We start from the raw sequence: 14,485 nt of genomic DNA on the forward strand, positions 1-14,485 counted from the left end.
GAACCGTGGTACGGGGTGGCATCGCGGCCTCCAGCGGTCGGGCTCTGGTATGCCGCCGACCCTGCTCGGAATCCGCCCCACGAGCCGCCCCGATGCCGTCGCCTGTGGACAACCTGGTGGCCTGTGGAAAACCTCCGCTGAGACAGTTGATCTGCTACGAGCGCGGGCAGCTGCGCAGCTACCGCCGCTGCGGTGAAGACAGCGGGGCCGCTCCCGAGCGGAGCGGCCCCGCGAGTCGGTGGTCAGCCGGGCTGATTTGTCCAGGCGGCATCGAGGATCACCTCGTACGAGCTGATCCGCATGGGCGACAGCGTCAACAGCTCATGGGCGAGCAATTCGCCCGTCCTCGGATCGAAGATCAGAAGAGATTGCTGGTCGTGTTCGCGGTCGTCGAAGGTGACGGCGACTCCATTGCGGCCGGCGCGGTCCGTGACCTGCCCCCGCCAGCGGAAGCCGGGCACGTCGGCGAGAACCCGCAGGACCGCCGCTCGGGTCGCACGCGGCACGACGTACTGCCCATAGAGCGTGCCGACCCACTTGCTCGCCGACCCCGCGCCGTACTCGACCTTCAGCCGCTCCCGCAGCTCGGACGGGTCGGCCGACGGCTGCCTGAGCTCCTCCGGCGGCAGCGGCATGACGCTCGGTGCGGGGGTGCCGGTGGCTGCTGGTCGCCCCAGGCTCTCGCGCTGCCAGTAGTCCCGAGACTCCTGGTCGGGGTACTGCGGCTCCAGTTGGGTCCTGACTTGGTTACCGGTCCCGTCGACGGCCTGCCAGAGCTTCGTCTCGCTGGCGAAGGCCACGTGGTGGCGGCCGTCGGCTGAGGTCATCACCGGATCGCCCCACACCTTCGTGTGGTGGTACATGTAGCGCCCGCTCTGGTGGTGGTACGCCGCGTCTTTGATCTTGTCGGCGAGCTTGCGCTGCTGCGGGCCGGCGGGCGGCGGATCCGGGTCGAACTGGTGCGCGACCGGCGGGAGCACCAACCCCGCTGCCGCCGGTTCGCCCGGAGTGTCCGGTGCGCCCTCGCCGAGCGGCTGGAGCACCGCCACGGCACCGGCCGCGACAGCCAGCGTCCCGGCCGTCAGGACCAGCCGGCGGGTCGGGCGTACACGACGATGCCCGGCGGCCGTGTCGGTAGCGCCGGCGCGGTCGATCAGCTCGCGCGCCGAGACCAGCGGTGGTTCGACGGCGGCGGTTCGGGCCGGGTCGGCCGGGCCGAGAAGAGTACGGGTGCGCTCTGCTCCGAACATCATAGATCCTCTCGAATGGTCACCAACACCGGGCTACGACGGGTCTGCGCGGGCCGGTCCGCCATTGCGTCGGCCAGACGACGCCGGGCGCGATGGAGCCGCACGGCCGCGGTTGGTCCGGTGCAGCCGAGCACCTTCGCCGCCTCGGAGACCGTCAACTCCTCCCAGCCGACCAGCCGAAGAATTTCCTGATCAAGCTCGTTGAGGGTGGCCAACGCGGTCCGGACGTCCGCGACCCCGACGGTCGTGTCCGCACCCGGCGATCCGGCCAACCGCGCAAGGTCGACATTGGTGATCGGGAGAAGATCCGGGGCGGCACGCCGCGACCGCCACTGGTTCGCCAGAAGACGACGAGCCACCCCGTACAGCCAGGGAAGACTGCGGACAGGCACCTCTACGCGGCGACGCCAGGCGACGACGAAGACGTCCTGCGCCAGCTCCGCTGCGGCATCCCCGTCGATGAGCCGACGCAGGCCGTATCGAACGATGTGCGCGTACTCGGCGGCGTAGAGACTGGTGAACCAGTCCTCGTCCCGCTTCTTCGGTGGACCCACCCGAACCCCCATTGCCTCGGTGACTCTCACCCTGGCTTGTGTCGCTGAGGGCCTCGGGATTACCGCGCGGCCAGGGGCGGGTGCCCGACCGGGAAGCGAACGCTGCGGTCAGTCGTCGATCGCCTGGTAGACGGTGGTCCAGAAGTCGTGCCACATCGGCAGCCGCTGGTCGCCCGCGTGCGCCCGCTGCATGAACACCATCGCCGTCAGGTCCTCGGCGGGATCGTTGTACCAGGCGGTGCCATAGAAGCCGGGCCAGCCGTAGCTGCCGATCGAGGGCCCGAGGTGCGTACGGCGGGTGCGGACCGACAACCCGAGCCCCCAGCTGATGGCGTCGAAGTACCCCGGCCAGAACCCGGAGTTGGCCTTCTGCTCCGAGGTCAGGTGGTCGCTCGTCATCAGCGTCACCGCCGGCCGGGACAGCACCCGCTCACCGCGATGGGTGCCGCCCGCGAGCAGAGCCGACGCGAAGGCGAGGTAGTCCTGGGCGGTGGACACGAGCCCGCCGCCCCCGGACTCGAACAACCGCGGTCGGCTGAACCGTCCGTCGGGAGCGTCTTCGACAACCGGTTCGCGGTCGGCGGCGTTGTCGCGCTCGTACGCGGTCGCGAACCGGCCGATGCTCTCGCTACCCACGTGGAAGGCGGTGTCGGTCATGCCCAGTGGCTTGCAGACCCGCTCCCGGATGGCATCCCCGAAGGACATGCCGGTGGCCCGGGCGATGAGCACACCGGCCACGTTGGCGGCGGTGTCGTACATCCAACGCTCACCCGGCTGGTGGACGAGGGGAAGAGCGCCGAGCTGGCGGACCCACTCGTCCATCGACGGATAAACGAGAGCGTCCAGCGCGTCGGCGATGGGTACCGTTCCCGGCTCGGCGGGGACCATGCCCGTGCCGAGGGTGCCGTCCAGGACGTCCCGCAGCGTTATCGGCCGTGCCGCCGGGACGGTGTCGTCCAGTGGGCCGTGCGGATCGGCGAGCACTGTCATGTCCGCCAGCTCCGGCAGGAGATCGTCGACCGGGTCGTCGAGGCGGAGGGTGCAGTCCTCGACGAGGGTCATCGCGCACACGGCGACGATGGGCTTCGTCATCGAGCCCAGGCGACAGATCGTGTCGGCCGCCATCGGCGTCTGCGACCCCGCCCCCTCGAAGGCGAGGCGACCCGTTGCCTCGATGTGCACCTCACCGTGCCGGGCGAGGACGACCACCGCGCCCGGGACGAAGCCGGACTCGACGTGATGCTCAAGCAACCCCCGAACCCGAGCCAGCCGTTTCGACGAGAAGCCACCAGCAGCCACCCGTTACCTCCTCAGCTCGTCCCGCTCGGCAAATTACCCGCCACGCGGCGATCGCACTGTCCGCCACGAGCTCGGGCGGGAGGGCTGAATCCGACCCGCTCAGTTCAAGGACCTCATCGCCAAGGCCGCGAGGGCCGGACGGCTGAAACTGCGTGCGCCTAGAGCGGATCCAGGCGCAGCGCGCCGTTTGCGGAGTAGAAGTACCGGCGTACGTGCGTGGCCCAGTCTTCGATCGTGGGGTCCGCCCCCTGCGACAGCCACTGAGACAGATGCGCGTGCTCGTCGGTGTAGCCGTTGTCCAGGAGCCACTGGAGCGTTTCGCCGGTGCCCGCTCCGAAGATCGCCTGCGCATCGAAGCCGATGCCCAGGTCCATGTCGCCGGTGCGGAACTTCGCCCCGTACAGGCGGGGTGAGTCCGCCGGATCGCCGATCAGGAACAGCAGGAACGCTGCCAGGTAAATCTGCTCGTACTCGTCGTTCTCGCCCGGGTCCGGACCTTCGCGCCACGCTCGTTCGAGGTCGAAGATCTCACGGAGCATCGCGTGCTGGGGAACCGGATCGTCCACGTCAACCATCCGGAGCGCTTCCCGACGCGCGACCGGACTGGAGAGGTCCAACGGCGTGGCCATGGGGGCAGGCTAGTCGGCGTGCGGCTCATCAGCGTGAGCTGCGGTGGCGCGCTCCCAGGAGAAAGGGACGACCCCCGTCGGGGGGAGACGGGGGTCGTCGGAGGTTCGGCTCCGGGGGGGTCGAGCCGAACCACTCAGCGGTCACGGGGGGTGCAACCGCTGAGGGTCTGCCTGTTTCGAGGATGTGAAAGCTCGTCGTACGGACAAGTCTGCCTGAGCGGGCCCGTCACGTCGAGTGGTGCCGACTCCACTCAGTGCGAAAATCTCCTCGCAGAGTGTGAGCGTGATCACGCGGAGCGGAGATGGTGCTGCCAGCCCGCAGGTCTGAGGGGTGGCATGACCCCGGGCACCCGCCGACGATAGACCATCCGGCTAGACTTTCGCGCCGTGGGCCGAAGTGCCGCTTTCTTCGATCTGGACAAGACCGTCATCGCCAAGTCGAGCGCCCTGGCGTTCGGTCGGCCGTTCTACCGGGACGGGCTGATCACTCGGCGTGACGTGGTCAAGTCGGCGTACGCGCAGCTGATGTTCCGGCTGGGCGGCACCGACGAGCAGACCATGGCCCGAACACGGGACTACCTGGCTGCGCTCTGCAAGGGCTGGCAGGTGGAGCAGGTCCGCCAGATCGTCGCGGAGACGCTGCACGAGCTGATCAACCCTTATGTGTACGCGGAAGCCGCCGCTCTGATCGAGGAGCACCAGGCGGCGGGGCGGGACGTGGTGCTGGTGTCGGCCTCCGGCGAGGAGATGGTCCGGCCGATCGGCGAGCTGCTCGGGGTGACCGACGTGATCGCCACCCGGATGACGGTGCGCGACGGCCGGTACAGCGGCGAGGTCGAGTTCAAGGTGGAGGCGGTCAGCGAGTTGGCCGCCGTCCGGGGTTACGACCTGGCTGATTCGTACGCCTATTCCGACTCGTACAGCGATCGTCCGCTCCTGGAGTGCGTGGGCCACCCGAGCGTGGTCAACCCGGACCGGCAGCTGCGCAAGTTGGCGTCGGAGAACGCGTGGCCGGTGCTGGAGTTCCGGCACCCGATCCCGCTGGGCCGGCGCTGGCGGGAACGGCCTGCGGTTCCGGTGGCCGCGGCGGCCCTGGGGGTCGGGGTGGGTGTGGCCATCGGCATCGCCTGGTACGGGCGGCACCGTCGCACCCGGGCCGCCACCACCGCCTGACCGTTCCTCGCCCACCTGCCCAGGCCTTCAGGTCGCGGGACGGGCCGTTCCGGGGTGGCGGGACTGATCAGGCGGCGGCGAGGATCTCGTCTCCGATGGTGGTGAGCTGGTCGGCGCCGACCTCGACGGCCGCCATGTAGTGGCGTAGCCAGGAGCGCAGCCCGTCGGGGGTGCCGGTGGCGAAGGCACCGGCCGCGCCGACGTACTCCGGTTCCCGCTCGCGGTGCCCGACGTCGACGGCGAGCAGGCCACGCGGGTCGAGGCCGGTGGCGAGCAGCACCAGCCGGGCGGCTCCGCGCGCCACGACGCCGGACGGCCCGGCGAACGGGCGCAGGTTCAGCAGCTCCCCGTGGACGACGGCGGCGAGCACCAACGGGGAGACCTTCGTGCCACCGGCGATGAGGCCGGCGAGCCCGTCCAGCCGGGTGGCGACGACGGGGTCGGCCACCGGGCGGCCCAGTTCGGCTTCCGGCACCAGGTCCCGGGCGGCGAGCACGTGCAGCTTCGCGAGTGCCTGGCGGGGCGCCTTCGGCCACAGCTCGCTCAGGCCCGGCAACGCCCCGGCGACGCGCAGCGCCCCTTGCAGCACCGGGTCGGTGACGGTGCCGGCCCGGACGGCTTCGCGCTCGTGTCCGGCCCCCTCCAGGGCGGCGCTGGCCACCGCGCAGCGCAGGCTGACCTCGGCGGCGACCTGTCCGCCGTGCCGGCGCAGCGCCCGGTGCCCGAGCGCCTGGTCGAACCGTTCGCGGGCCTGCTCGACGGCGGCGGCGATGTCGGCGAGCGCGAGCAACGGGGCGAGCGGGTCGGTGGTCACCCCGCCACGCTAACGACCCGACCCGACCCGGCGGGCCGCACCCGCCCGCAACGCGACCCGGACCACCCGAGCCGCCGCGCCCCGACCCGATCCGGCCCGGCGCGGCACGGCTCGCCGCGGGCACGGCACGGCGCGGCCACGGCCCGACCCGATCCGGCCCGACGCGGCCACGGCCCGGCGCGGTCACGCCCCGACGCGGCCACGGCCCGACGCGGCCACGGCACGCCGCAAGGTCAACACGGGTTTCTTGAAGTCGGGGCGTCCACCTCACCAGGACGCCCCGACTTCAAGGAACCCGTGTCGATCAAGGCGCCCCGCGCAGACGACCCGGGCGGGGACCGGCCAGCACGGGCCGTCGGGCGCGCGGCGGGGGCCACTCGGCGCGACGGAGTGGGCAGCCGTGGCCGGCCGAGAGCCCCGCGACTACCCTCGTGCCATCGAGACCCAGGTCACCCCGAGGATGAGGAGTCACGGCATGAGCGAGGCATTGGCCAATCTGCTGAACGAGACGCGCCAGTTCCCCCCGCCGGCCGAACTCGCCGCGCACGCCAACGTCACCGTCGACGCGTATGCCGAGGCCGAGGCCGACCGGCTGGCCTTCTGGGCGAAGCAGGCCGACCGGCTGGCCTGGTCGAAGAAGTGGGATGAGGTGCTCGACTGGTCGAATCCGCCGTTCGCGAAGTGGTTCGTGGGTGGGCAGCTCAACGTCGCGTACAACTGCCTGGACCGGCACGTCGAGGCGGGCCTGGGCGACAAGGTGGCGATCCACTGGGAGGGCGAGCCGGGCGACACCCGCACCATCACGTACGCGGACCTGCACGCGCTGACCTGCCGGGCGGCGAACGCGCTCACCGACCTGGGGGTGACCGCCGGCGACCGGGTGGCGATCTACCTGCCGATGATCCCGGAGGCCGCGGTGGCCATGCTGGCCTGCGCCCGGATCGGCGCCGCGCACAGCGTGGTCTTCGGTGGTTTCTCCGCCGACTCGTTGAGCAACCGGATCCAGGACGCCAGCGCCAAGGTGGTGATCACCGCCGATGGTGGTTACCGGCGGGGCAAGCCGTCGGCGTTGAAGCCCACCGTGGACGAGGCGGTGGCGAACTCCCCGTCGGTGGAGCACGTGCTCGTGGTTCGCCGCACCGGCGAGGACGTGGCGTGGTCGGAGAAGGACCACTGGTGGCACGAGACGGTGGAGACCGCCTCGGCCGAGCACACCGCGCAGCCGTTCGACGCCGAGCACCCGCTGTTCATCCTGTACACCAGCGGCACCACGGCCCGCCCGAAGGGCATCCTGCACACCACCGGCGGCTACCTCACCCAGGCGTCGTACACGACGCACGCGGTGTTCGACCTGAAGCCGGAGACCGACGTCTACTGGTGCACCGCCGACATCGGCTGGGTCACCGGGCACTCCTACATCGTGTACGGCCCGCTCTCCAACGGCGCCACCCAGGTGATGTACGAGGGCACCCCGGACACGCCGCACAAGGGCCGGTTCTGGGAGATCGTCGACAAGTACGGGGTGAGCATCCTGTACACCGCGCCCACCCTGATCCGGACGATGATGAAGTGGGGCGACGACATCCCGGCCGGCTTCGACCTGTCCTCGCTGCGCCTGCTGGGCAGCGTCGGCGAACCGATCAACCCGGAGGCGTGGATGTGGTACCGCCAGCACGTCGGCCGGGGCGAGCTGCCGGTCGTGGACACCTGGTGGCAGACCGAGACGGGCTCCATCATGATCTCGCCGTTGCCGGGGGTCACCGCGGCCAAGCCGGGTTCGGCGATGACGCCGCTGCCGGGCATCGTGGCCGACGTGGTGGACGACCAGGGCCAGTCGGTGCCGAACGGTGGTGGCGGCTACCTGGTGCTGCGTGAGCCGTGGCCGTCGATGCTGCGCACCATCTGGGGTGACGACGACCGGTTCATCGACACGTACTGGTCGCGTTTCCAGGGGATGTACTTCGCCGGCGACGGCGCGAAGAAGGACGACGACGGGCACATCTGGCTGCTCGGCCGGGTGGACGACGTGATGTTGGTGTCCGGGCACAACATCTCGACGACCGAGGTGGAGTCGGCGTTGGTGTCGCACCCGTCGGTGGCCGAGGCCGCGGTCGTGGGCGCCACCGACCCGACCACCGGTCAGGCGATCGTCGCGTTCGCCATCCCGCGGGGCAGCACTGACATCAGTGGTGACGCGGGCGAGCAGCTCATCGCCGACCTGCGCAACCACGTGTCGAAGACGCTCGGCCCGATCGCCAAGCCGCGCCAGATCATGCTGGTGCCGGAGCTGCCGAAGACCCGCTCCGGCAAGATCATGCGTCGGTTGCTGCGGGACGTGGCGGAGAACCGGTCGCTCGGCGACGTGACCACGTTGCAGGACTCCTCGGTGATGGACCTGATCTCTTCGGGGATGGGCGGCGCGAAGTCCGACGAGGACTGACGGTAGGCGTACCCCAACGGTGGGTGGCGGCCCGGACGGGCCGTCACCCACCGTCGTCTTTTGTGGAGGCACGTCCGTCGCACATATGTGATACGGGAGTTAAACAGATAACGCATCGATCACGATCCCGCCGTACGGGTTGTTTGTCATTTAGTTTCACGCTCGTCGGGCGGCCCCGATGAGCCCACGCCACCGGATCCGGCCGACGTCCTCTGCCCGAGAAACGGAGTGGCATGAACAGAAACTCCCGTCCGGGGTCGCGCCGACGACTACTCGTCGCGCTACCCGTCATCGCCCTCGCGGCCACGTCACTGACCGTGAGTGGCAGCGCGGCCGCCAAGCCTTCGTCCGACACCCCGCGGGCGGTGATCGGGGCGGACGAGTACTACATCAACTACGCCGAGCCCGAGGTGCAGCCGGACACCGCCGGCCGTGAGGTGAAGGGCAAGGGTGGCGTCTACACCCCTGCCGTGGAGTCCGCGCGCGAGTTCGACCAGAAGCACGCCCGGGGCAACCCGGTGACGGCGCGGCAGCTGGCCAAGGACGAGGCCAAGTCGCTGAAGACGGGCCAGAACCCGCGCAAGTTCAAGAAGGCGCCGACCACCCAGACGGCGAAGTTGCTGACGCTGCTTGTCGAGTTCAACGACAAGGCCAACGACGACTTCACCGACGTGATGGTCCCCAAGACGGTGTTCGAGGACCGCACCTGCGTGCCCGGCACGGTCCAGAACGGCCCGAAGCACAACAAGATCCCGGACCCGGCGCGCCTGCCCCACGAGGACAACAACTCGATGTGGGTGCCGGACTTCTCGCCGCAGCACTACAACAAGATGCTGTACAGCAAGAAGGGCATCACCGAGCGGGTCCGCACCGACCTGAAGGGCCCGGACGGCAAGAAGGGCATCGACCTGTCCGGTCGCACCATGCACAACATGTACCTGGAGATGTCCAAGAACGCGTACACGGTGGACGGGCAGGCCAGCCCGTGGATCACCGTGCCGCACTCGGAGGGCTGGTACGCGGCCAACCGCTGCTTCCAGGACGAGACCGGCGCCTGGGTTCCCGGCCGTGAGCAGTCGATGAACGGCCACCCGGACAACCCGGCCGGCGCGGGCCGCCTGGCGACCGACGCGATCGACGCGCTCGTCGCGAAGGACCCGAACTTCCCCTGGGCCGACTACGACATCGAGGACCAGGCCGACCGCGACGGTGACGGCAACGTCTTCGAGCCGGACGGCGTGATCGACCACCTCGTGCTGGTGCACGCCGGTCAGGGCAAGTCCCGTGGTGGCGGCGCCGAGGGCGTGTACGCCGTGTGGGCGCACTCCTCCACGGTCGCCGGTGGCTACACCATCCCGGGCACCAACATCAAGGCGTCGAACTACATCGTGCAGCCGGAGGACGCCGGTGTCGGCGTCTTCGCTCACGAGTTCGGCCACGACCTGGGCCTGCCGGACCTCTACGACACGTCCGGCAACGCCGACTCCGACGTGGACTTCTGGGACCTGATGGCCTCGGGCTCGCACTCGGGTGAGATCTTCCAGGCGCTGCCGACGCACATGGGCATCTGGGACAAGTGGGTGCTCGGTTGGGCCGACCCGCTGACCATCCGCCCCGGGTCGAACCCGCGCGAGGTGAAGCTCGGCCAGACCTCACGCACCCCGATCGACTCCGAGGACGGCATCAAGGTCGACCTGCCGGACAAGGTGACGACGCTGGCGACCCCGCACAGCGGCACCAAGATGTGGCACAGCAACAACGACCAGGAGTGGGCCGACGTCAAGCTCAGCCGCTCGGTCGACGTGCCGGCGGCCGCCGACTCGAAGTTCTGGATGTGGAACAACTACATCATCGAGGAGGACTGGGACTACGGCTTCGTCGAGCTCTCCACCGACGGCGGCACGACCTGGACCGAGCAGAAGGTGTACGACGAGGGTGGCACTGTTGTCACCACGCCGGACGGTTACCCGGACCCGAACGGCCGGATGAACGACTTCGGCGGCAAGAAGTACGGCCTGACCGGCAGCACCGACGGCTGGCGGCACGACTACGTCGACCTGTCGGCGTACGCGGGCACGACAGTGCAGCTGCGGCTGCGCCTCGCCACCGACGAGGCCTTCGAGGAGCGCAACTGGTTCGTCGACGACTTCTCGGTCACCGGCGGCGGCGCCACCACCTGGAGTGACGACGTCGAGGGCGGCGACAACGGCTGGACCGCCACCGGCGGCACCTTCGTCGACACCACCGGCGCGGGCTGGAAGGTCTCCAGCGGCACCGAGGTCCACGCCCAGTACTACCTGGCGGAGTGGCGCAACTTCGACGGCTTCGACAAGGGCCTGCAGTACACCTACGACACCATCTACTCCCACGAGGCGTGGAAGGTCGACCGGATCAAGTACAACGCGCCGGGCATGCTGGTCTGGTACCGGGACACCGCGCTCGGCGACGTCAACCACGTCACCGGGCAGATGACCGCGCTGCCCAGCTACGGCGCGAAGGGCGGCCTGCTCATCGTCGACTCGCACTTCGACCCGTACCGGCGTACGGGCGAGGCGGCGGAGAAGGACCCGTCGGTAACGGACAACCTGCCCAGCCGTCCGCAGTCGTCGAACGCGGCCTTCTCGTTGCAGCGGACCTACCCGTTCACCGAGTGCCTGGAGGCGGCGGACGAGCCGTACAGCTCGTACTGCACGAAGTTCAAGGGCCAGGCGCCGGTCAAGGCGTTCACCGACGCCAAGGGCTGGTACCCGGGCATCGAGATGCGCGATGGCGCGGCGTACGCCCGGGACAACGACGCGTCGGTGGTCCTGCCGTCGCGTGACAACGCGCCGTACACCACCCGGGTCACCAACCCGGACGGCAGCCCGGCGCCGGAGTTCTACGGCGTGACCCTGGGCGGTGGCGCGATCGTGCTCGGCACCGGCAACCCCGGTGACCAGGGTGTGAACTACGGCGTCTCGCTCACCATCAAGAAGGCGGCCGCGGACAACTCGTCCGCCACGATCTACGTGACGCCGGCCAAGAAGTAACGGTTTCGCAGATCGACATCTGTAACGGTGGGGCCGGTGGCGGAGACGCTGCCGGCCCCACTGTCGTAAGTGCGATCAAACTGATCGAGGGATGTCGTTGTATACGTTCGCGTCTGGGTCTGCGCTGCTCAGCGCGGCTGATGAACCGGTGGGGTGTGACGGTGAAAAGCATTCCCAACAAAATCTTGCAACAAATCGACGCGTTCGTCTTCCCACCCGTCCCGCCAGTGTCTAAGTTCACCATTGGTCCCACTAGTGGGATCGATCTCCCACCGGCCCGTACCCCCGTTGGGCCGGTTCCCTCACACCGGAGGTACCACGTGCGCAAAGTCGCAGTGGGTCTGCTCGGGCTCTCACTGACGGCGACAGGCCTGGCTTTCGGCCCGTCCGCCTCGGCGGCGCCTCAGCCCAAACTGCCGGCCGCGGCACCGGCCGCTGCCGAACCACAGGCACTGAAGGATGAGCTCCCCGACAAGCTCGAGGACAAGCGCCGCGAGCTGCGTGAGCAGGGCCTCGCCGACGTGCTGAGCGGGCGCAGCAAGCCGATCGAGCGCAACGGCAGCACTGTCGTCAAGGTCGGCCAGGTCGGCAAGACGGGCACCAACGCCAAGGCGCGCTCCGCCGCCGGCGGCGGCCAGGAGACCAGGGATCAGTACGTCGAGCTCAAGCGTGAGCGGACCGACAAGATCTTCGTGATCCTGGCCGAGTTCGGCGACGAGCGCCACCCGTCCTACCCGGACAAGGACATGAACCCGGACATCGCCGGCCCGGCGACGTTCGACGGTCCGTTGCACAACAAGATCCCCGAGCCCAACCGGGCCGTGGACAACTCCACCATCTGGCAGCCGGACTTCAGCCCGGAGCACTTCCGCCAGCTCTACTTCGGCACCAACCCGGGCGACGAGTCGCTCAAGCAGTACTACGAGGCGCAGTCCTCCGGTCGCTACACCGTCGAGGGTGAGGTGACCGACTGGGTCAAGGTCCGGTACAACGAGGCCCGTTACGGTCGCTCCGACGACCCGAAGGCCGACGACGACCCGACCGGCGACCCCGCCGTCTGCGGCGACAACGTCTGCTCGAACACCTGGAACCTGATCCGCGACGCCGCCAACCAGTGGGTCGCCGACCAGAAGGCCAAGGGCCGGACGGACGAGCAGATCGCCGCCGAGATGAAGTCCTTCGACCAGTGGGACCGTTTCGACTACGACGGTGACGGCGACTTCAACGAGTCGGACGGCTACATCGACCACTTCCAGATCGTCCACTCCGGCGGCGACCAGGCCGACGGTGACCCGCAGCAGGGTGAGGACGCAATCTGGAGCCACCGTTGGTCGGCGTTCAACAGCTCGCCCGTGGGCCCGCCGAACTTCCCGATCGGCGGCACCCAGATCGGCAACACCGGCGTCTGGATCCGCGACTACACGATCCAGCCGGAAAACGGCGGCCGCAGCGTCTTCTACCACGAGTACGGCCACGACCTGGGCCTGCCGGACGACTACGGCCCGGCCGACAACAGCAACGAGCACTGGACCCTGATGGCCCAGAGCCGGCTCGGCGCGAAGAACGACGCCGGCATCGGCGACCGTGGCGGCGACCTCGGCGCGTGGAACAAGTTCCAGCTCGGCTGGCTCGACTACGAGGTGGTCGTGGCAGGGCAGAAGCAGACGCTGAAGCTCGGCCCACAGGAATACAACTCGAAGGAAGCACAGGCCGTCGTGGTCGTGCTGCCCAAGAGGGAATACACCTTCAACTACGGTCCGCCGTTCGAGGGCTCCAAACAGTACTTCTCCGGTAACGAGGACAACCTCGACAGCAAGATGACGAGGACGTTCGACCTCACCGGCAAGTCCGCGGCGGCGCTGTCGCTCAAGGGCAAGTACAGCATCGAAGCGGGTTACGACTACCTCTACTTCGAGGCGTCGACAGACGGCGGTCAGTCCTGGACCGACCTGGACGGCACTGTCAACGGCAAGCCGATCGGCGTGGACGGTGCCGGTCGCCCGGCCCTCGCCGGCAGCAGCAACGGCGCCTGGGCGGACATCAACATCCCGCTGACCTCGGTCGCCGGCAAGTCGGCGCAGGTCCGCCTGCACTACGTTACCGACGGTGGCGTCTCCGAGGGCGGCTTCTTCGGTGACGCGATCACCGTGACCGCCGACGGCCAGACCGTGTTCAGCGACGGCGCCGAGACCGACGCCGGCTGGAACCTGGAGAAGTTCGAGGTGGTCGGGGCGACCTACACCCGACTGTTCGACAACTTCTACATCGCCGGCAACCGGTCGTACGTCTCGTACGACAAGTACCTGAAGACCGGCCCGTACTTCTTCGGCTACGCGAACACCCGCCCGGACTGGGTGGACCACTACGCGTACCAGGAGGGCCTGCTCATCTCGTACTGGAACACCCGCTGGTCGGACAACAACACCGCCCCGGCCTCCCCGACCAACCCGGGTGGTCACCCCGGTGAGGGTCGCAACCTGTACATCGACGCGCACCCGCGCCCGATCTACAACCTGACCGGGGCACCGTGGCGGGCCCGCGTCCAGATGTACGACGCACCGTTCAGCCTGAACAAGGCTGACTCGTTCACCCTGCACCTCAACAGCCAGCCGCAGTACATCCGTGGCCAGGCCGCTGAGCCGCTGTTCGACGACACCAAGAAGTACTTCTACGAGGAGCTGCCGAACCACGGCGTCAAGCTCCCCGCGACCGGTGTCAAGATCAAGGTTCTGGAGCAGGACGGCACCTCGATGAAGATCCGGATCAGCTGACCACTGATCCCGCACCAACCAGCGACGCCCGGGCAGGTCAACTGCCCGGGCGTCGCCCGTTGTACGACACCCGCTGACGACGCGGACCGGCGTCCCCCACCGACGGTCGAGCCGGCTCCCCTGGCACCCGGTCCGGGACAACCCGGGGCTTTCCCCTGTTCAACGCGACCACCGGGGCCGCCTGCGGCAACCGGGTCCTAGGCTGTCTGCCATGACCGACCAGCGCGACGGAGCCGTCGACGAGTCCTGTGTCCTCACCGAGGGGCCGTGGACGCACCGTTTCGTCGGTGCCAACGGCAGCCGGTTCCACGTGGTCGAGGCCGGCACCGGGCCGATGGTGCTCTTCCTGCACGGCTTCCCCGAGCACTGGTGGGCCTGGCACCAGATGCTGCCGGCGATCGCCGACGCCGGCTTCCGGGCGGTCGCCGTCGACCTACGCGGCTACGGCGCCAGCGACAAACCACCACGGGGGTACGACGGCTACACCCTCGCCGCCGACATTGCCGGGCTGATCCGCGCGCTCGGT

General features: G+C 69.1%; 10 protein-coding genes. 5 read left to right on the forward strand and 5 right to left on the reverse strand.

The annotated features are described in order from the left end of the window. Nucleotides 1–242: 242 nt before the first annotated feature. The 4 genes from KBX53_RS05775 to KBX53_RS05790 all read right to left on the reverse strand — a co-directional run bounded on the left by KBX53_RS05775 (nt 243) and on the right by KBX53_RS05790 (nt 3,732). Nucleotides 243–1,250 carry a CU044_5270 family protein gene (locus KBX53_RS05775; RefSeq protein ID WP_210858054.1) on the reverse strand — a complete coding sequence of 336 codons (1,008 nt, stop codon included), beginning with the start codon at nt 1,248–1,250 and terminating at the stop codon, nt 243–245. Further along, nucleotides 1,250–1,804 carry an RNA polymerase sigma factor gene (locus tag KBX53_RS05780; protein ID WP_309140716.1) on the reverse strand — a complete coding sequence of 185 codons (555 nt, stop codon included), beginning with the start codon at nt 1,802–1,804 and terminating at the stop codon, nt 1,250–1,252. Before KBX53_RS05780 ends, KBX53_RS05775 begins: the two co-directional genes overlap by 1 nt. 108 nt (nt 1,805–1,912) lie before the next feature. Beyond that, complete coding sequence (locus KBX53_RS05785) at nt 1,913–3,103, reverse strand: serine hydrolase (protein ID WP_210858055.1); 1,191 nt, start codon at nt 3,101–3,103, stop codon at nt 1,913–1,915. Between the two features lie 158 nt (nt 3,104–3,261). Next, nucleotides 3,262–3,732, reverse strand: coding sequence for a hypothetical protein (locus KBX53_RS05790; RefSeq protein WP_247675164.1), 471 nt, complete (start codon nt 3,730–3,732; stop codon nt 3,262–3,264). 387 nt (nt 3,733–4,119) lie between these two features. On the opposite strand from KBX53_RS05790, the gene KBX53_RS05795 reads away from it, so the two are divergent. Next, entirely contained in the window at nt 4,120–4,905 is a 786-nt protein-coding gene (locus KBX53_RS05795; protein WP_210858056.1) for an HAD family phosphatase, read from the forward strand. 67 nt (nt 4,906–4,972) lie between these two features. Here the strand turns inward: KBX53_RS05795 and KBX53_RS05800 are convergent, their stop codons facing one another. Next, nucleotides 4,973–5,719 (reverse strand): oxidoreductase, encoded by a 747-nt coding sequence (locus tag KBX53_RS05800; RefSeq protein ID WP_210858057.1) that lies wholly within the window; start codon nt 5,717–5,719, stop codon nt 4,973–4,975. 475 nt (nt 5,720–6,194) lie between these two features. Between KBX53_RS05800 and acs the strand changes: the two genes are divergently transcribed. The 4 genes from acs to KBX53_RS05820 form a co-directional block, all read left to right on the forward strand. After that, on the forward strand, nt 6,195–8,159 hold the full coding sequence (gene acs, locus KBX53_RS05805) for an acetate--CoA ligase (protein WP_030334184.1): 1,965 nt from the start codon (nt 6,195–6,197) through the stop codon (nt 8,157–8,159). A gap of 233 nt (nt 8,160–8,392) precedes the next feature. Next, nucleotides 8,393–11,188 (forward strand): immune inhibitor A domain-containing protein, encoded by a 2,796-nt coding sequence (locus KBX53_RS05810; RefSeq protein WP_030334182.1) that lies wholly within the window; start codon nt 8,393–8,395, stop codon nt 11,186–11,188. A 335-nt stretch (nt 11,189–11,523) separates the two neighbouring features. Further along, on the forward strand, nt 11,524–13,959 hold the full coding sequence (locus KBX53_RS05815; protein ID WP_210858061.1) for an immune inhibitor A domain-containing protein: 2,436 nt from the start codon (nt 11,524–11,526) through the stop codon (nt 13,957–13,959). A gap of 211 nt (nt 13,960–14,170) precedes the next feature. Further along, a partial coding sequence (locus tag KBX53_RS05820; protein WP_210858058.1) for an alpha/beta fold hydrolase occupies nt 14,171–14,485 on the forward strand: 315 nt, incomplete at its 3' end.

It is taken from the genome of Micromonospora sp. M51 (assembly GCF_018070305.1).
In the GTDB taxonomy this organism is placed as follows: domain Bacteria; phylum Actinomycetota; class Actinomycetes; order Mycobacteriales; family Micromonosporaceae; genus Micromonospora; species Micromonospora parva.

Coding starts and splice junctions, on each gene's coding strand:
- KBX53_RS05790 (WP_247675164.1), bottom strand. CDS start 3,732: ATGGCCACGCCGTTGGACCTCTCCAGTCCGGTCGCGCGTCGGGAAGCG.
- KBX53_RS05810 (WP_030334182.1), top strand. CDS start 8,393: ATGAACAGAAACTCCCGTCCGGGGTCGCGCCGACGACTACTCGTCGCG.
- KBX53_RS05775 (WP_210858054.1), bottom strand. CDS start 1,250: ATGTTCGGAGCAGAGCGCACCCGTACTCTTCTCGGCCCGGCCGACCCG.
- acs (WP_030334184.1), top strand. CDS start 6,195: ATGAGCGAGGCATTGGCCAATCTGCTGAACGAGACGCGCCAGTTCCCC.